The organism is Streptococcus sp. KCJ4932, assembly GCF_004352745.1.
Taxonomy (GTDB): Bacteria; Bacillota; Bacilli; order Lactobacillales; family Streptococcaceae; genus Streptococcus; species Streptococcus ruminicola.
In genome coordinates, this window is record NZ_SJWW01000003.1 from 53492 (window position 1) to 72361 (window position 18870).

An 18870-nucleotide genomic window follows, 5' to 3' on the forward strand; every position below is an offset into this window, starting at 1 on the left:
ACATGTTATAAAAAAACATACAAAGGAAAGTCAAAGTGAAATTTATTATAATCACAGCACTATTAGCCATCTTCATTGCTTTATATGCTGGAGATAAAAATAATCAATAGTTTTATGTGCAAAGAATGAATCACGTTAAAAGTTGAAAATATGGAGAAAAAGAAAATGGCATTGTTTGGAAAAACAAAAGAAGAAAAAACTGAAGCTTACCTTGAAGCGCGTGGCGTTAAAGGTTTATCTCAAGATAGTTATGCTCAAGTTCAACGTATTGCAAATGAAATGGCCGGCAACGGGCTTATCAAAGCTGGGCTAGCGCTTTCGTTTAACAACGGCGTTGACCAAACTAAACTTTCTTATTTGTCTGCATTAGTAGAACAAAACTGGCTTTTAATTAATCAAAATCAACAGATTATTGACGAACTTAAAAAATTTAATAGTAAGTAAGAGGTACAATCATGAAAGTTGGATTTCGAAAACCGAGTTTAAAGAAGAGCTTGAAAGCTCGTACTACTGCTAAATGGAAAAGACAAGCTAAAAAAGCTATCATTCCAGGATATGGGAAGAAAGGTTCAGGTTGGATTAAAAATCCGAAAAAAGCAGCTTACAACAAGGTCTATCACAAAACAACCTTTGGCTTGTCAGACATTTTAAAACTCTTCAAATAAATTTGTCTCAAGAACACTATTTTAGCAAGATACGGAAATCAAGTTAGCCTTGAAACTTTCTAAAAATTTCCTGAATTTTCCTGCAAAATATGCTACAATGTTACTATTAAATGATTAAAAAGGAGACTCTTATGCCATTCGTAAAAATCGATTTGTTTGAAGGTCGTACTCAAGAACAAAAAGTTGAGCTTGCTCGTGAAGTAACTGAAGTTGTTTCACGTATTGCTAAAGCTCCAAAAGAAGCAATCCACGTTTTCATCAATGACATGCCAGAAGGTACTTACTACCCACACGGCGAAATGAAAAAGAAAAACTAATTTTTCATAGCAACTATGCTTGAGGCGATTGTCTCAAGCTTTTTTACTGACTTAGAAATTGCTTTTTTGACCAGAAAACATTATGCTAAAACTAAGAAATTTTCAGGAGGAAAAGCATGCAACTTAGCCATAGTATTCAGATGATGGGAACTACTATTGATATCTTAATTGATTCTGACACCCCAAAAGAGCACATCGCCGAAGTGTGTCGTCTGCTTACACTTTATAAAAATCGCTTTAGTGCTAACGATGCTGATTCAGAGCTCATGGTCATCAACGACAACTCTAGCATCGCTCCTGTCACTGTTCACCCAGATTTATTTGATTTAATTGCGATTGGAAAAAAGCATAGCTTAGCAACTCCTAGTAACCTCAACATTGCTATTGGTCCTTTGGTACAAAGCTGGCGCATTGGTTTTGACGACGCTAGAGTTCCTAGTCCTCAAAAAATTCAAAAAGCGCTAGCCTTATCTAAACCAGAAAATATTATATTAGATGCGACTAAACAAAGTGTCTTTCTAAGCCAAAAAGGCATGAAAATCGACCTCGGCGCTCTTGCTAAAGGTTATATCGCTGATAAAATCATGGATTACTTAAAATCAGAAAAAGTCACTTCTGCCATGATTAACCTTGGTGGAAATGTCCTTGTTTACGGCGATAATCCAAGAAACGATAAAGGCATCTGGCGAATTGGCATTCAAAATCCTCAAAAACCAAGAGGCAATCATATCGGGATTTTGACTCTCAAAAATCAATCTGTCGTCACTTCAGGTATTTACGAACGTCGCCTAAAAGCTGGAAATAAAGAATACCACCATATTTTTGACCAAAAAACTGGCTATCCTATCGAGACCGAAATGGCAAGCCTTACCATCGTTTCTGATTTGTCTGTTGATTGCGAAATCTGGACGACACGACTCTTTGGTCTTCCTGTCATGCAAGCTCTAGCAACTATTCAAGCCACTCCGCATATAGAAGGCATTCTCATCACTAAAGATAATCGTTTAGCTTTGACAAATGGCTTACGCTCCCACTTTCAACTTCTAAGATAAAAGAAAAACACATCTAGGAAAAATCCTAAATGTGTTTATTTATGTCTAAACGCTTATTTTTTTGGTTTTCCGTTTAAAATCAAATTAAGAACAACAGCAAATAATGCAGCAATAACAATACCATTTGTTAAGAACATTTGAACTGTATTTGGAAGGCTAACAAAGAGATTTGTTCCGTTAAAACCAACTCCACAAGCGATTGAAACCGCAGCAATGATAAAGTTGTATTCGTTTTTTTGGAAATCAACTTGATTGAGCATTTGAATCCCTTGCAGAGCAACCATACCGAAAAGTACAATCATAGCACCACCAAGAACTGGACTTGGAATCATTTGTGCCATTGCACCGAATTTTGGAAGAAGCCCAAGAATCACAAGGAACAAAGCTGTATAGTAAATTGGACGACGTGTTTTGATTCCTGAAATACGAACCAAACCAACGTTTTGTGAGAATCCAGTATATGGGAAAGTATTGAAAATACCTCCAAGAAGAACGGCTGCACCTTCTGCACGGTAACCGTTACGAAGACGTTTGCTGTCTAATTTTTCACCAGTCAAATCTGACAATGCAAGGTAAACACCAGTTGATTCAACCATTGAAACAGTTGCAATGATACACATCATAATGATTGATGTGATTTCAAATTTTGGTGCGCCAAAGTAGAATGGCTGTGGAATGTGAACAAGCGGTGCGTTAGCGACTACTGATGTATCAACCAAGCCCATAAAGGCAGCCACAATCGTTCCACCAATTAAACCAATCAAAATGGCAATTGATTTAATGAAGCCTTTAGCAAAAATATTAACCGCAAGAACAATCGCAATGGTTACAAGAGCCAAAATCAATGATTGTGCTGTTGGTTTGTCTGAGTTATCACCCATGTTACCGATAGCAACTGGAATCAAAGTCAAACCAATAGTTGTGATGACAGAACCAGTAACAACTGGTGGGAAGAAATCAGCAATTTTTGAGAAAATGCCAGAAATCAAAATCACATAAATACCAGAGACAATCAAAGCACCAAACATGTAACCAGAACCTTGTTTAGCCCCAATGATTGATAACGGTGCAACAGATTGGAAGGCACAACCAAGAACAACTGGAAGTCCGACACCAAAGTGCTTACGTAACTGCAATTGCAAGAATGTAGCAACCCCACACATGAAAATATCAGTTGAAATGAGGTAAGTTAATTGTTCAGCTGAATAGTTGAGGGCGCTGGCAATCATGATAGGAACCAAGATTGACCCTGCATACATGGCAAGTAAATGTTGCAAACCTAGAATAGCGGCTTGTGAGTGTTTTTGTTCATTCATTTCCATATTATGCATCAGCCTCCATAAAGACAACTTGACCATCTTTAAATTCTTTGATTCGAGCTAGAGACGTTACAGGAACACCTGTTTCTTCAAGTAATTTACGACCTGTTTGGAAAGATTTTTCAATCACAATACCGATACCAGCAACTTTTGCACCAGCTTGACCAATAATTTCAAGTAGCCCTTTAGCAGCTTGTCCATTTGCCAAGAAATCATCAACGATAAGAACAGTGTCGTCTTCTGACAAGAATTTACTTGCGATTGATACTGTGCTTGTCACGCGCTTAGTAAATGAATAAACTTCTGCTGTTAAAATACCTTCTGTCATTGTGATATTTTTAGCTTTTTTAGCGAAAATCATTGGAACGTTCATGGCTTGTGCCGTATATAAAGCTGGTGCAATACCAGATGCTTCAATTGTAACTACTTTTGTGATACCAGCGTCTTTATAAGCTTCCGCAAGAACTTTACCAATTTCTTGCATGAGTTCATAGTCAACTTGATGAGTGAGGAAACTATCTACTTTCAAGATATCCTCACCCAAAACATTACCATCTTTTAAGATGCGATCTTCCAATAATTTCATGGATTCTCCTTTTGAAAAATTTTTAAAATCGGATTGTTAAAACAAACAACTTACTATGAAACTTTTCAAGCGTCATTAAACAAAGACAGATTGTATAAAAAGAGGTGTTTACGAATTGTAAACACCTCTTGCAAAACTCAGTCACATTTTTACAGGTATGCAAAAATGTTTTCTCAGACAGCAACTGAGAATTGACTTATTGTTAGACATTACGGTGTCTTGTAGAAACGCTACGCCTATTCGTAGCATAAATAAGTAATATTGAATTTTAACCATCACATTAATGATAGAACTATTGTATCATTTTAAACTTGGATTTCAAGATGACATTGGTCCTATTATTAAAGAAGTAATATTCTGAAAATAACGACAACTTTCCTGTTCTAAATTGAATCACCATTCCAGATTGAATTTTTAACGATAACATAATCAACACGTGTCAAGGCATGCAAATCACGACCACCAGCGTATGAAATTGAGCTTTGAAGATCTTCTTGCATTTCAACAAGTGTGTCTTTCAGATGTCCTTTGACAGGGAGTAAGATTTTCTTACCTTCAACGTTTTTGTGTTCTCCTTTTTGGTACTCAGAAGCAGAACCGTAGTATTCTTTATATTGTTTTCCATCTACTTCTACCAATTTTCCTGGGCTTTCTAAGTGTCCAGCAAAGAGAGAACCAATCATAACCATTGTCGCACCAAAACGAATAGATTTGGCAATGTCACCGTGAGTACGAATACCACCATCAGCGATAATTGGTTTACGAGCTGCTTTTGCGCACCAACGTAGTGCTGCTAATTGCCAGCCGCCTGTTCCAAAACCAGTTTTCACTTTTGTGATACAAACTTTACCAGGACCAATCCCAACTTTTGTGGCATCAGCACCTGCATTTTCCAACTCACGAACAGCCTCAGGTGTTCCAACATTACCAGCGATAACAAAAGTATCTGGCAATTCTTTTTTAATGTGCTTAATCATCTCAATGACACTATCAGAATGTCCATGAGCGATATCAATGGTAATGAATTCCGGCGCATCATCTTTTAAGCTTGAGACAAAGTCGTACTCATAATCTTTAACACCTACTGAGATTGAAGCAATCAAGCCTTGGTCATGCATGCGTTTGACAAAAGGTTTTCGAGAAGCTTCGTCAAAACGATGCATAATGTAAAAGTAACCATTTTTAGCAAGCTTTTCAGCGATATCTTCATCGATAATCGTCTGCATATTAGCAGGAACAACTGGCAATTTAAAGGTAAAATCACCAAGTGTTACATGCGTATCAGCTTCCGAACGGCTTTTAATGATACATTTGTTAGGAATGAGTTGAATATCTTCATAATCAAAGACAGGCATTGCGTTATACATATCAATTTCTCCGTGGTCTTTGTGTCAGTGAACACTCAGACAAGGTCAAAGGACAATCTAAAAAGGTCACCTTTTCTCTGTCAGAGTAGCTCAAAAACACATCGACTCTTTCATTAAAAAATGACCTTCCTATAACTCTATTAAGCATTGACTTAATAAAGCATCGCTAGGTAAAACCTTACCCTTCCATTATCATTCTACAACTTCATTCGTTTTATGTCAATTATTTTTATTTTATATTTTTTATCGTTCGGTTTTTACGGACGATATTTGGCGGCTGCATTTTCACAATTTTTAAGTTTTGTTTCAGTTTTCTTTCAGTTTGACTTAAGATTAATCCCCTAGACTTTTTTGTAATACGATTGCAAAGGAGTTATTGACATGAATTTTATTAAGCGAGCCTGGCTTGCGACAAAAGCTAAAAAAGGGCGCACAGGACTACTCGTTTTGGTGACCAGTGCGATTTTGATTTTTGTCTTAGCTGGGTTAACCATTAAAAATGCGGCAGATTCTGCTGTCACATCAGCTAAAAAACAAGCGGGTGCAACAGTGACTTTATCCGTTAATCGCAAAGCTATGATGAAGGCTTTTAAACCTGACAACGAAAATAGTTCTGACTCAAGTAGCACCACCACAGCTACTACTTCTGTTGAGCTTGCAACAGCAAAATCAATCGCAGAAAAAAGCGATGTCTCATCATACCTTTTCACAACGACAACAACGGCTAGCGCAGGTGACGGCATTTCTGCTATCTCTACTTCTTCATCTTCTGAGAACTCAAGTGATGATGCTTCACAAAATGGCAACCAACCTGAGAACCACGGCGCCATGATGGCATCGGGTGATTTTACCATTACTGGTGTTAACACAACTGACAATGTCAGTGACTTCACTTCAGGCACAAGTGAGATTAAAAAAGGTGTTGGCATTACGTCAGATACTGCCGACAACTCAGCACTTATCTCTTCAGATTTAGCTAGCGAAAACAATTTAAGTGTAGGTGATACTTTCACAGTAACAACTACTGTAGATAGTACTGAGACAAACTACACTCTAACTGTCATTGGTATCTATGACAATTCATCAACAGCAACGACAGCACAAATGATGTCAAATGCCTCAAACCCACAAAACAACATTTACACAACACTGACAACAGCTAATACCATGAAAGGTGAAACAGATAAACTTGATTCAGCTGTCTATACCCTTTCAAATCCCGAAAAAATGAACAGTTTCGTTAAAGAAGTAAAATCAAAAATCGATACTGACACTTACTCTGTGACATCAAGCGATGAAATCTACGAACAAATGCTTTCACCACTTAATAACATTTCATCAATTGCACAAAATATTGTTATTTTGGTGGCTATTGCTGGCGCAGTTATCCTAACCTTGATTGTTATTTTAAGCATTCGTGAGCGCCGTTACGAAATTGGAGTTCTCATGAGCTTGGGTGAAAATCGCCTTAAAATCATCGGCCAATTCTTCACAGAGTTATTCATGGTAACTATTGTTTCTCTTGTGATTGCATCATTTGCAGGAAATTTTGTCGGAAATGCCCTTGGTAATCAACTGTTGTCATCTTCGACTCAGACACAACAAACTACAAACCAAGGACCTAATGGCGGTGGTCCTGGTCAAGAGACAAACTCTTCTAATGATGACAATAAGCAAAATGACTCAAAACCCAAAAATGACAAACCATCCGGCGGTGGTTTTGGCAACATGATGTCAATGGCAACAACCTCACCAAAAGAAATCGATAATCTCGATATCAAACTAACAGGAACTGATGTCGCAAAACTCGGTGGAATTGCCCTTCTCATCTCATTTATCTCAACTATTTTAGCAAGTATCGGTATCATTCGCATGAAACCAAAAGATATCTTATCATCAAATTAGAAAGGACACTCATATGACCTTACACACAAAAAATATTGGCTATTGGTATACTAATAATCCAGATGATTACCTGTTCAAAGATGTTAATTTAAGCTTCGAAAGAGGAAAAATTTATGCCATTCTTGGTCAATCAGGAAGTGGAAAAACCACCTTTCTTTCCTTGCTGGCTGGCTTAGATAGCCCAAAAGCAGGCAAGATTTACTTAGATGACAAAGATATTAATAAGTCTGGCTTGACCAATTACCGTAAAAATGCTGTTTCCACTATTTTCCAAGCTTATAATTTAATGACTTACATGACCGCACGTCAAAATGTTCAAACAGCACTCGAAATCACAAACACTCCCGTTGACAATGCTAAAATCGATGAGCTTTTTGAGCTGGTGGGCATTCCTAAAGAAATGATTGACAAGCCAGTTCTTCAACTTTCCGGTGGTCAACAACAGCGTGTTGCCATCGTCCGAGCCCTAGCAACCAATCATGATGTCATTATAGCTGATGAACCAACAGGAAACTTAGACGAAGAAACTACCCAAGACATTGTCAATATCTTCAAAGACATCGCCCATCAGCAAAATAAAACCGTGATTATCGTGACACATGAAACGGCTGTCGCTAAAGAAACAGATGTCGTTTTTGAACTCAAGAAAAAACAATTCACCCAACTATAAACGAAAAACACCCAGCAAAACTGCTGAGTGTTTTTTCTTATTTTAGTCTGACAAATCTTGTCCGTTACTTGCGATAACTTTTTTATACCAGAAGAATGAATCTTTGCGGTAACGTTCAAGGCTGCCAACTTCTTCATCAGTACGGTCAACGTAAATGAAACCATAACGTTTACGAATGCCTTCGTGTGTTGAGATAAGGTCAATAGCTGACCATGGATTGTAACCGAGCATATCAACACCGTCCGTAATCGCTAATTGAATTTGTTCAATGTGAGCACGAAGATAATCGATACGGTATTGGTCGTGAACTTTACCATCTTCTGTCAAAGTATCGTAAGCTCCAAGACCGTTTTCAGTAACCAAAAGTGGCAAGCGGTAACGGCTGTACATTTCACGAACAGTTGCACGGAAACCGACTGGGTCAATTTCCCAACCAAATTCAGTTTTTGGAAGATTTGGATTGTCAACACCACGGTAGAAACCTGCTTCTCCACGTGCTGTTTGTTGGTCAGCTGATGGGTTCAAGCTTTCTGTACCATCTGATGCAGCTACTGTTGCTGTATTATAGTAGTTAAATCCGATAAAGTCTGGTTTTGCAGCTTTCATGATGGCACGATCTTCATCAGTAATCACTGGTGTAGCATCTTGTTCTTCAAGGTATGCCCAGACAAGGTTATTGTACTCACCTAGGATATAAGCATCAAGATAGAGCCAATTACGAATTGCATTGAAGTTTTGAGCAGCTAGAACATCTTCTGGTTTTGATGAAGCCGCATAAACCAATGAAATGTTTGGCGCTGGACCAATTTTAGCTTCTGGAAGCATTTCGTGACAAAGTTGCATAGCTTTAGCTTGCGCTACCAATTGATGGTGGTTTTGTTGGTAAATTTCTTTTGTAAGGTTTGTTGTTCCTTCTGGCACATGAAGAGTACCGATAACAGGGCCAACCAAAGTAAGCATATTTTGTTCGTTGATTGTTAGCCAATATTTAACACGGTCACCAAAGTTTTCAAACAAGACACGCGCATATTCAGCAAACCAATCTACTGATTCGTGTGTTGACCATGAGCCACGTTCATCAAGCGCTGCTGGCATATCAAAGTGGAACATTGTCACAATTGGTTCGATACCATATTTCAAACATTCATCAATCAAATTGTTATAGAATTCAATTCCTTTTGGATTCACTTCGCCAGTTCCTTTTGGCAAAACACGTGACCAAGAAATTGAAAAACGGTATGATTTAAAGCCCATCTCTGCCATCAAGGCAATATCTTCTTTGTAGTGATGATAATGGTCAACTGAAACTGTCAAATCGGCAGTACCTGCAGGCAATTCTTTCACATCTTGACAAGAAGGTCCTTTACCATCTTCTAAAGAAGCCCCTTCAACTTGATAAGCTGACGTAGATGCTCCCCACAAGAAGTAATCTGGAAATGGTTTTAGCGTTTTGTGTAACATGTCAATCTCCTTTTAACTTTTCATTGACTACAATTATAGCGCTATCATTTCTAAAAAACTAATGCTATCCAACGCTATCCTTGTACTATCATACGAAAAAATGACGACAAATATCAGATATCGAAACAAAATATAAACAATCCGACAATTCCTATCTCAAGTCATTTTCATTCCATCAAACCTAATTTGGCAAAGGCGTTGTAAAGACCATCTTCTTCGACATCGTCAGTCACCATATCAGCCATCGCTAGAATTTCTGGGCCACCATTTCCCATAGAAACACCAATCTTACAACACTCAAGCATTGGAATGTCCACTTTGGCATCACCAAAAGCAATGGTATCCTCACGACTAGCCTGCAAATGCTCTAAAATAACGTCAATGGCATGCGCTTTGGTAATGTCTTTAACGCCGAGGTCGCCAAATAAAGCTGTTTCCCCTCGACCACCCCAAGTGCCAGCTTTTAAGTTTGGAAAAGCCTTAGCAGAATCCAAATGATCTTGGTAAGAATTCAAAATAAAGCTGACTTTATTTAGGTCATCACGGTATAATTCGCCACCATAAACCAAACCATGAAGAGCATCTTCAGCTTCCATGTGTTCTACTTCTGCGGCTGTTTTTCCTTTTTGCATGACGTACTTGCGCATGACTGGGCGAGCAGCTTCTTTAAAGTTTTCTGAAGCAAACAAGCCATTATTAGATTCCAAATAGAATCCTAATCCACGCTCATGCAGCCAATCAACAATCGCTCTCGAATCTTCTTTTGAAATCATCTGGTGCATGATAACTTCTTCATTGTATTCGACATATGAGCCATTACCACCAATCATGCCATCAAGCCCAATTTCCCATAATTCAGGTTGCATTTCTGCACGACTACGTCCCGTACAGACAAAGACTTTATGCCCATTAGCACGCGCTTGTCGAATTGCGATCGCAGCAGATTCTGGAATACGATTGTGATAATCCACCAAGGTTCCATCAACATCTAAAAAAATAATTTTACTCACAGCACTGTCCTCTTCGTTTTTAATGCCTCTATTTTACTAAGAAAAGTTTGAAAACGATAGTTATATCTTACGAAAAACTGATACTTTCCTCTGCTTTTTTTCCAGCTGACAGCTTTCAGACAGCTTGCTTGCATTTCTGATACAAAATCGCTATCCTAAAACCATGAAAAATGTAAAAGACTTACTAGCTCATCTTCCTTACCGAGCTAGTTTTTATGATAAAAATTTAAAACTGATTTATAGCAATAATCGTTCAGACGGCTCTTTTTTCTCTGAACCCGAAGAAAATGAATTACCACAATGGGTTTGGACCAGCCTTGAGCAAGCACCAGAACAATCCCTTCATTTTCAAATTCCTACCGAATCATTTGACCGTATCTTATTTCAAACTTATCAAGCAGTTAAAGATGATTCTGGTGAACTTATGGGTGTTATTACTTTTATCCAAGACTTAAAGCCTGTTCTGGCAAGTTACCTAAATGAATCTGGTCAAGCAATCGTTGGCTGGTCTGATGTCACTTCTGGACCTTCTAGCACTAATCCTATTTTCGATGATTAAAAAAGAGCCCTAAGGCTCTTTTTGCTTATTCTTAATCACGGTAAACAGGCTGTGCACCGTATGTTTGAGACACTGGCATCATTTCAATGCGGTTGAAATTCACATGCTCTGGCTGACTAGCCACCCAAGAAACGGTATTGGGGATATCTTCTGGCGTAATAGCATGCGCTCCTTCACTCATCATAGCTAAGAACAAACAACATAACTCTTATTTTAACCAACTGTATCTATCAATAATACCTTAGCTTCTTTCCTTAATTTTACGTGTTACAACGGCTACCTAAGTTCCATATTCTATGTAAAAGTTTACTTCAATATTTTTAAGAAATCTATTTCACTCATGCCTATTTGTTGCTCAAAACCCTTATAATCACTCACATCATGGGGTATTTTAAGTCCATGTTTTATGAGGCATACATCATCTCTGGCAGAAACATTATCTTCAAAAGATGACCCCTTATTAAGCCATAATTCTTTATCATTCTGATTAGATGCCTCTGGGTAAAAGTAAAATGCCCTCTTAGCGTCAAATCTAAACATATACGCCAACACCTGCAAATAATCCTGATTACCAATATTTCCTATCGGCTTATACTTTGCATCTGCAATAACACGATTTTCATCGTCTTTTCCTATGAAGTCTGGATAAATGAGACCGTTGTTGCCACCAAAGAGCCACTGCTTATCTTCGCCAGCCTTATTCATAGGATGATAGAAATAATCCTCCACGAGAGAATTCACATATTCTTCCCACAGCCAAGCGCCATCAAACAAGATTCCATAGACTTTTTGCTTACCGTATCCCATCTGCTGCTTTTCATTCTGTAAAATCAGAATACAAAGGCGCTGTAAGTCACGGTATTCGTGATAATATGCATGTCTTATAGTATTCTTCTTATTGTCTTCAATAATATCACTTCGGTCAGCCGGTCTATACGATGGTGTTGAATCCACAACAAGCTTTACTTCATCCTTAGTACTTTTCAAAAGTCTACTTCCATAAGGCCTGGCCTTAATATATTCAACCGAATGTCTTACAAGCTCCATCAAATAATTGTCGTAAGAATACTCACGCTGACTGTATGCGATATTTCCAACAAAAGGCGTATTCTTACGTATATGCCTAGCCACATCTATAATGCCTTTAACGTTTCCATCATTGTATTCTCTGTGAATATATGTCTTAAACGCACCTTTCCGAACAGCTTTCTTTAAGTAATATGGAAATAGGAACACCAACAGATTAAACATTCCATTATCCTGTTTAGCCTCAATTTCAAGATCAACAAGATTAGGAAAATCCATAACCCTATTAAGCAGATATTGAAACAGATAATCTTCGTCTCCAGAGCTAAACCTTGATTTGATGACAAGACGTTGATTACCCACTCCAAGAAAACCCATAACATTCCCAGAAACATACATGTCATTATAGCTTTGGAGAATCATCTGATTTCTGGAAATATCATCAGCATCCTTTATTACCTCTGGAAACACAAAGACGCCCTCACGCTCCAGCTGCTCAAACGTTTTATCAGCAACCGCATCGGTAATTGCATTTACATCAGCAAACTCAGCTTTTAAATTATATTGATTATCCTTAATCTTGAACTGCTTCATTTTCATCACCTTCACTTGGTTCCTCATAACCATAAGCTTTGGCAAATCTCTTCATAATACCAGGCTCATCATATAATCCACGCACGTAATCCTGCAAAAGTGGTTTCAAGTAATCTGTCCAAAGTTCATTAACCCCATGTGTCTTAAGCTTTAAGAAATATGATGCACCAATCTGATAGTTCTCATTTAAGTCTTCAACCTTAATAATCTCAGCATTTAAACTATCCATACGCTGAACCGCCTCATTCTTCAACTCCTCGTTGTCCAGAGATTCAAGCATATCCTGCGTATCCTCAGCTTTAACTTCAACAAATCTGAATCTTCTACGCATAGCAAAATCGAATGTATCAACGGATCTATCAATATCATTCATGGTTCCAATGATATAAACATTCTCCGGTATATAAAACTTCTCATCAGGGTTTGCATGCATATTTGAATATTGCGTTGCAACCATTCCCTCTTTGCCTCTATATCCAGGATCGATTGAGAAGAATAGTTCTCCTAATATCTTGGATATTTCTCCACGGTTAATCTCATCAATGATAAAAATATATTTCTTCAATTCTTCTGGTTCTACTGATGCAGTGATAAAACTACTCTGTTCTTTAATCGCCTTATAGAGAGCAAAGTCGTAAGAATAGCTCTGTGTTGCAAACTGCTTTTCAAAGAATCTTGTAATATCACTTACTTTTTCAAAAGTAGCTCCGGATTCAAGCATCTTATGAACCTCATCAATATTAAGGCTCAACTTATCTACAGAATCATTGCCCGGAATAGAAATATAAATATGCTTATCATCAACATTAGTGATTGTAAATTCACTACCTTTAATGGTTTTAAACTTATCTTCACCGAACTCAATATTAGTAAAGAAGTTCGCCATTGCTGCTTTGGCAGATACTTCCTGTTCCCTTAATTTCTTTGATTTCTGGGAATCTTCAAAGTTCTTTCTTGCTCTGTCAACAAACTTCTTAAAGATACCATCTTGCAATTCAAAGCCCATGCTGCCATCGTCATTCATCTTAGGACGTAATCCTTCAACAAAATCCGAGTAGTCATAACTTGGATGAAATTGTACAAATTCCACCTGCTGCCTCTGCTCATCTGTAAGATTTGAGTATCTGTCAGTGTACCCATTGCTGATAATGTCTGCTGCAATTGACTTGGCAAGATACGATTTACCAGTTCCAGGTGCCCCTCTAAAGATGATATTCTTTGACTCTAAAAGCAACTTAGAATAAGGATTATTGCTCTCTTTAGTAGTTTTTGTAACATCCTCAACAACAACCTGTTCCGTTTTATTATGATTAAGCTCTTGATCCGTTTTATCCCTGTATATCAAGATAAACTTATCTCCTGGCTCACCAAAACGTTTTAGACATTCTTTAGCAAATACAAGGGTAGAAAAAATATTCCAAGAATAGATTACAAACTGAGGCCCATTCTCACGCTTATAAATAGAATACTCCATTGTATTCCTAAATTTCTTAAATTCCGCTACAGTAGCAAATATCCCTCGAATAACTTCAGTATCCGGCGTATATTGACAAATAGGAAAATTCGTTTTGTCTTCATCCGATAATGATGCTAATTGTTTTTCAAAAATCTGACATGTAACCCTTGGTAATGTTTGATTCGATATTTTTAGTTCGCCTTTGTTTCTATTTCTACGAATAATTTCTTCTCCGCCCTTCATAAAATAGGCGTCAATCGGCTTATAATTATCTCCTAAGCCGAGATTATCCATGGTAAATCTTTCATCCGTAGACACCACAGAATCAGACGTTATTGTAAGTTCATATTTTTCCTGCTTCATATCAATCGTATCCCCCGACTCTCTAGATAAGATTTTGCTTCTACTACATTATGTACCTGCGTAGCTATCTCCTCGCCATGTTAGCAACACCAATGACATACTTTGATGGATATTCCTTTCCATCTACAACTAATACATATACTCTGAAAAAAGCTACATAGTCACATCGTAATCCATTTTTACAATTTTCCTTACTAGCTTACCTAACAGCGCATTCTGGAATGTTCTATCATAATCTTTCTGCGTTCCTAGTTCCTCAGTATATATCATTGACAACATCTCACAATCGCCAGCAGTAAATGGTTGATTATGACGAAGCCTATAAAAATAGATATAGTATCTACATGCGTTGTAAGGTAAGGATTTACTTTCTTTGCGTAGTCTTCAAAGTCTTCAGAATTATCAAATTTCACACCTTCTGTACGCTCAGTCCAAGTTTCCTCAAATTCTGTATAAGGAATAGCCTTACCTTCGCAAGTGTCTGCTACTGATTCCGATGTTTTTATTTTCAACAAGCTCCATCTTTTTCATGTTCTTGTCGATTAATAATTCATAATCCGTTATAAGATAAAACCATATAATTCCTCTCTTATGGGGATTATCCATATTTGTGAAAAACCTTACGGTTCCCAAAAATAATCCTAGATTGCATTATACTCGCACTTTCGGATATTTTCAAATGTAATTTTAGATTTTCTAAAAATCACTTTCGAATTAATATTTAATTAATTTTTTACAATAATATTTGTGTTTTCCACTTATCTCTTCGTTTAGTTCTTTAACCTTTGATATTTCTTTATATTAAAGTCATCCTTAACTACTTTATGAGATCATTTTTCGTGCATAACTTTTTAAAAAATTCTTGCTAAACTAGCATTTATGCTAATCCATATATATTTATGCTATGAATCTTTAGCATTTGAATCTCAGCTAATCATTTTTCTTTGGTAAATCTCATTGTAAAAAAATATAGGATACTTTTTTGTAAGTACCCTATATAGAATTAGCTTTATATTTAATTTGGAGGTTACTAAATCTTCACACTTTATCACATAAAACCTTTTGAGGATTCCTAATCCACAAATCCTGCCGAAGCGCCTGTTACTAATGCAATTTTTGTCATGTCATTCTCTTTCTATAATCTTCTGGATATAAGAAAGTCAGTTGGTTATCAGCCAACTTATTCTTTCTTATTATTCGTTCATGTCATCAACAGCCTGAGCTGGAGCAGGCAGATGACATATCTTTTATATCACTTGAAGCGATCGACAGTTGGTTTTTTCCAATCGGAAGTGGTCTGCTTGTATGCTTCATTTCCAAAAGCAGGATTTAGATACCATATGAACTATCCGTGATCATATACCACACGATTAACAAAGTTATCAATCACTGTATCAAGAATCTTAGCCCCAGAATCATAAGCAGTCATCTTAATGAACTCAGAAAGACTTTCAATACGTCTATTCTTAGCTTCATTATCTTCCAATTCTAAAATCTGCTATCTACACTCACTATTCATTTTTCAGGGTTTGAAATCTGATCTTCCAATTCCTTTTTCTTACTGTGAAAGACTTCTCTGGAAATATCTCCATCAGCACACATATCAACTAAGTTAGCCATTTGCCTACGAAGCTTCTCAACAATCTGCTTCGTGTTTCTTTCAAGCTTTTCTTTATCATCTCTTTCCGAAGCCTTAACCTCAGCTACATCTTTTAGCATAGACATCGCTTAATTAAAAATTACTTCCTTATAGCCAAAAGTTTCTTAAAGATGAAATCAGCCCGAACCTCATCAACTGCCCCATGATTATTAATTTTCTTCTGAACCAGATAATCCGGAACATATTGCTTACGGTAAACGATTCTGCCGCAATAAAAAGGATTTCTAAGGATTCTATTAATATTGCCGGACTGCCATCTTGTAAGGCCTGTAGCTGTCTTACGCCCTTGCTGCATCTATCCGTAGTAAATACGACTCTCTTCACAAACTCTTGGATGCCAGACGTCACTCATTTGTAAGTCTTTTAACGCTGTACCAGCGACCAATCCAGCAATCTCCCTAGCATCCTCATGAATATTTAATTGTAAAACTTATTGCTACTTATCTAACTTGTTAAGCTTCGCAGCATATCCGGTTAAACGAGCATGCCTTTTCTTGGCAAGCTCCTCCTCGGATCTATTATCATCGAATACGGATACCTTGCCTTTCTTTACGCACACAACAAGGCGAGCACCGCATTCCGGGCAGACCATATACGAAGTTGTACTGGCTGACTCCATAAGAAATCCACCACATCTGTGGCAGCAAACCACGCATTCCCCGATTTTTTCCTCCGCTGAACTCATCAACATCACGCCTCCTTTGACTATCAAGCTTGATATCTCTCATTCGGAAAAGGGAAAGAAACCGATATGATGATCATACTGTAATCTCCCGACAATAGCCTTTCCGTAGTGTAGTCAACACTGCCATTATCAATGCACGACTGGACTTATATGCAGTTCCTCTTGCAATTCCGACCGCATTGGCAATCTCTGTTGTAGACAGTGAGTGGCGATAATTCTTGTAGTATTCCTCTACAAATGCCTTAATAGTACCTATAAGCTCTGTAGATTTACGTCTCATGCGCCGCTCCTTTCTAAAAGAAGCATTCTGCTTTCGTTACTTCCTAATTGAAAGTATATCACTACGAACACTTGTTTGCACCAATAATCTACAAAATAACGAAAATATCTGACAGCCGTGAAAATCGTGCACTCCCCCTTTTATGATTATAATGGTAACAAAAAGCCTGTCCCAATATAGGGACAGGCAATTAAAAATCCTATTTCTCAGTGTAAAACTCTTTAATCTTTTCTAACCAGCTTTTGATATTATTCTCAACATTATCACCCTCAAGATGTGCTAGCACGTGCTTTGAATTTAGTTTATACATGAAGCAAATTACCTCTTGCGCTGTTCTCTCTTTTGCCTCATCACTAATAAAATCAAGATATTCCGGATCTTGAAGTGCTTTTACTCTTTCCTCCATATGGCTTTCGCCATGCAACACAAGTCGATACATAAGATTCTTAAAATACTCTACATAATCTTTGTCATCTATACATGCTAAGATAGACTCATCAATAGATACATCTTCAATACCCTTTTTATATATAAATGTGGAAAAGGCTTCAAGAATACGTCGCATTACATTTCCAATAGTATATTCATACCCACTTGTATTACCACAAGCATAGTCATACACAATTTTAAACAATTCGCTGTACTCATTATATTTTTTTGTTAGTGGAACCAGGTCCTTATTTTTTAATTCACGACCTCTAAAACATAGTCTTTTGTTACCGTTGCTCTTAGCCTTAATTTCTTTTGCAATCTCCCCCGCAATCTTCTGAAAGTCATAATAACACTGCATATCATGAGTTAGTACAGCAACCTGGCTTTCATCATTGTTCTTTATTATCGAAGACACCTTATCTTTTAAAAGGGACATTATTCCAACTTTATTTTCAAAGTCAAAGCTAGAAACAGGATCATCGATAATAATCACTGACTTTTTTGTATATCCATCTTTTGCTTCTTGATTGGAAATTAATTCAATAAAGAAATAGCATAATGCAATAATATTTCTCTCACCTAAAGAAACATTATTAGGCTTAACCGGTATTCCTCTTGGATAAAGTACGTACTTTTCATTCTCAACTTTAATTTCAAGTCTATCTTTTGAAAAAAATACATACCTTAAGCTATTATTAATAAGATTTACAGCAATACGTATATTTTTCTTTTTGGCACGTAAAAGCTCTAACACCTCTCCTTTTTCTTTCAATTCTTTATCCGAGTCTTCAACTACTTTATTTGCAGCTTCAAAATCCTTTTTTGCCTGCTCCCAATGCTTTATATCACTAGCTACTTCATAATGTGCTATTAAAGCATTATCATCGCAAAGCTTCTCTTCTAATATTTCAACCATTCCTACTGCATCATTATACTTGTCAATTTCATTCTGCAGCTTTTTTCTTAATTCCTCATATTCTTCTAACCTGTCCGACAACTCGGTTTCAAAATCAAGAATCGGTGTGTACGGATGATTTCTCTTCTTTAATATGATTTCGCGAATCCGAAATATCGCTTTATTGATTTCTTCGATTTTAGTTTTGCAAGCAAGGACAAGTTTAGTGTCCAATACATCATAACCATTAAAATCGACTTCTACTTCCTGAATAATACTCTTTTCTAGTTTATCCTGATGTTCATCAAACTCTTTCGACAAAACTCTCTCTATGCTTTCAATTAATCCCTTTTTATACTCAGACGAAACCTCTTGAAAGCAAAATGGACAATGCGTAGTTTTTTCTTTTGAAAAAACTCTCCTCATCTCATTTACATTGTCGGCTTTACCATCCTCTATCATTCGTATAATTTTTTCTTCTCTTTCACTTAGCGAAGGACTTTCTACCTTCTGTTTTAACAATGTCTGCAATTGTTCTTCGTTAAATTCAACAGACAACATGCTAGTA

General features: G+C 37.1%; 18 protein-coding genes, 1 pseudogene and 1 riboswitch. Of the genes and pseudogenes, 7 read left to right on the plus strand and 12 right to left on the minus strand.

Going from position 1 to position 18870, the window contains the following annotated elements; translation table 11 throughout:
- The first annotated feature begins 165 nt into the window (after positions 1–165).
- The 4 genes from E0E02_RS02055 (at position 166) to E0E02_RS02070 (ending at position 2034) form a co-directional block, all read left to right on the plus strand.
- Entirely contained in the window at positions 166–444 is a 279-nt protein-coding gene (locus E0E02_RS02055) for a hypothetical protein (protein WP_133017723.1), read from the plus strand.
- Positions 445–455: 11 nt separating this feature from the next.
- The gene (locus E0E02_RS02060) at positions 456–665 is read left to right on the plus strand and encodes a hypothetical protein (RefSeq protein ID WP_074560026.1); all 210 of its coding nucleotides are present in this window, start codon (positions 456–458) and stop codon (positions 663–665) included.
- Positions 666–796: 131 nt separating this feature from the next.
- Entirely contained in the window at positions 797–982 is a 186-nt protein-coding gene (locus E0E02_RS02065; RefSeq protein WP_002888803.1) for a 4-oxalocrotonate tautomerase, read from the plus strand.
- 116 nt (positions 983–1098) lie between these two features.
- Positions 1099–2034, plus strand: coding sequence for an FAD:protein FMN transferase (locus tag E0E02_RS02070; protein ID WP_133017724.1), 936 nt, complete (start codon positions 1099–1101; stop codon positions 2032–2034).
- A gap of 53 nt (positions 2035–2087) precedes the next feature.
- Here the strand turns inward: E0E02_RS02070 and E0E02_RS02075 are convergent, their stop codons facing one another.
- The 3 genes from E0E02_RS02075 to guaC all read right to left on the minus strand — a co-directional run bounded on the left by E0E02_RS02075 (position 2088) and on the right by guaC (position 5306).
- Positions 2088–3356, minus strand: a complete 1269-nt coding sequence (locus E0E02_RS02075; RefSeq protein ID WP_133017725.1) for a nucleobase:cation symporter-2 family protein — start codon at positions 3354–3356, stop codon at positions 2088–2090.
- 1 nt (position 3357) lies between these two features.
- Positions 3358–3939, minus strand: a complete 582-nt coding sequence (locus E0E02_RS02080) for a xanthine phosphoribosyltransferase (RefSeq protein ID WP_039696962.1) — start codon at positions 3937–3939, stop codon at positions 3358–3360.
- Positions 3940–4118: 179 nt separating this feature from the next.
- A riboswitch (purine riboswitch) is annotated at positions 4119–4214 on the minus strand.
- A gap of 108 nt (positions 4215–4322) precedes the next feature.
- Positions 4323–5306, minus strand: coding sequence for a GMP reductase (gene guaC / locus E0E02_RS02085; protein ID WP_133017726.1), 984 nt, complete (start codon positions 5304–5306; stop codon positions 4323–4325).
- Between the two features lie 381 nt (positions 5307–5687).
- Here guaC and E0E02_RS02090 point away from each other — a divergent pair, with 381 nt between their 5' ends.
- Entirely contained in the window at positions 5688–7211 is a 1524-nt protein-coding gene (locus tag E0E02_RS02090) for an ABC transporter permease (RefSeq protein ID WP_133017727.1), read from the plus strand.
- A 13-nt stretch (positions 7212–7224) separates the two neighbouring features.
- Positions 7225–7881, plus strand: coding sequence for an ABC transporter ATP-binding protein (locus E0E02_RS02095; protein ID WP_074868807.1), 657 nt, complete (start codon positions 7225–7227; stop codon positions 7879–7881).
- A gap of 42 nt (positions 7882–7923) precedes the next feature.
- On the opposite strand, the gene E0E02_RS02100 is transcribed toward E0E02_RS02095, so the two are convergent.
- Positions 7924–9342, minus strand: a complete 1419-nt coding sequence (locus E0E02_RS02100; RefSeq protein WP_133017728.1) for a glycoside hydrolase family 1 protein — start codon at positions 9340–9342, stop codon at positions 7924–7926.
- A gap of 167 nt (positions 9343–9509) precedes the next feature.
- Positions 9510–10352 (minus strand): Cof-type HAD-IIB family hydrolase, encoded by an 843-nt coding sequence (locus E0E02_RS02105; protein ID WP_133017729.1) that lies wholly within the window; start codon positions 10350–10352, stop codon positions 9510–9512.
- A gap of 163 nt (positions 10353–10515) precedes the next feature.
- On the opposite strand from E0E02_RS02105, the gene E0E02_RS02110 reads away from it, so the two are divergent.
- On the plus strand, positions 10516–10911 hold the full coding sequence (locus E0E02_RS02110) for a sodium transporter (protein ID WP_133017730.1): 396 nt from the start codon (positions 10516–10518) through the stop codon (positions 10909–10911).
- Positions 10912–10942: 31 nt separating this feature from the next.
- Here the strand turns inward: E0E02_RS02110 and E0E02_RS02115 are convergent.
- The 7 genes and pseudogenes from E0E02_RS02115 to E0E02_RS02150 all read right to left on the minus strand — a co-directional run.
- A pseudogene (locus E0E02_RS02115) lies at positions 10943–11092 on the minus strand (NAD(P)-dependent oxidoreductase); the annotation flags it as partial.
- 125 nt (positions 11093–11217) lie between these two features.
- Positions 11218–12537 carry a hypothetical protein gene (locus E0E02_RS02120; protein WP_240789009.1) on the minus strand — a complete coding sequence of 440 codons (1320 nt, stop codon included), beginning with the start codon at positions 12535–12537 and terminating at the stop codon, positions 11218–11220.
- Complete coding sequence (locus E0E02_RS02125; protein WP_133017732.1) at positions 12512–14350, minus strand: AAA family ATPase; 1839 nt, start codon at positions 14348–14350, stop codon at positions 12512–12514. Before E0E02_RS02125 ends, E0E02_RS02120 begins: the two co-directional genes overlap by 26 nt.
- 266 nt (positions 14351–14616) lie before the next feature.
- Complete coding sequence (locus tag E0E02_RS02130) at positions 14617–14862, minus strand: hypothetical protein (protein ID WP_133017733.1); 246 nt, start codon at positions 14860–14862, stop codon at positions 14617–14619.
- Positions 14863–15695: 833 nt separating this feature from the next.
- On the minus strand, positions 15696–15836 hold the full coding sequence (locus tag E0E02_RS09405) for a hypothetical protein (protein ID WP_165937130.1): 141 nt from the start codon (positions 15834–15836) through the stop codon (positions 15696–15698).
- A 29-nt stretch (positions 15837–15865) separates the two neighbouring features.
- The gene (locus E0E02_RS02135; RefSeq protein ID WP_133017734.1) at positions 15866–16069 is read right to left on the minus strand and encodes a hypothetical protein; all 204 of its coding nucleotides are present in this window, start codon (positions 16067–16069) and stop codon (positions 15866–15868) included.
- Between the two features lie 1105 nt (positions 16070–17174).
- Positions 17175–18863, minus strand: a complete 1689-nt coding sequence (locus E0E02_RS02150) for an AAA family ATPase (protein WP_206282011.1) — start codon at positions 18861–18863, stop codon at positions 17175–17177.
- Positions 18864–18870 lie beyond the last annotated feature (7 nt).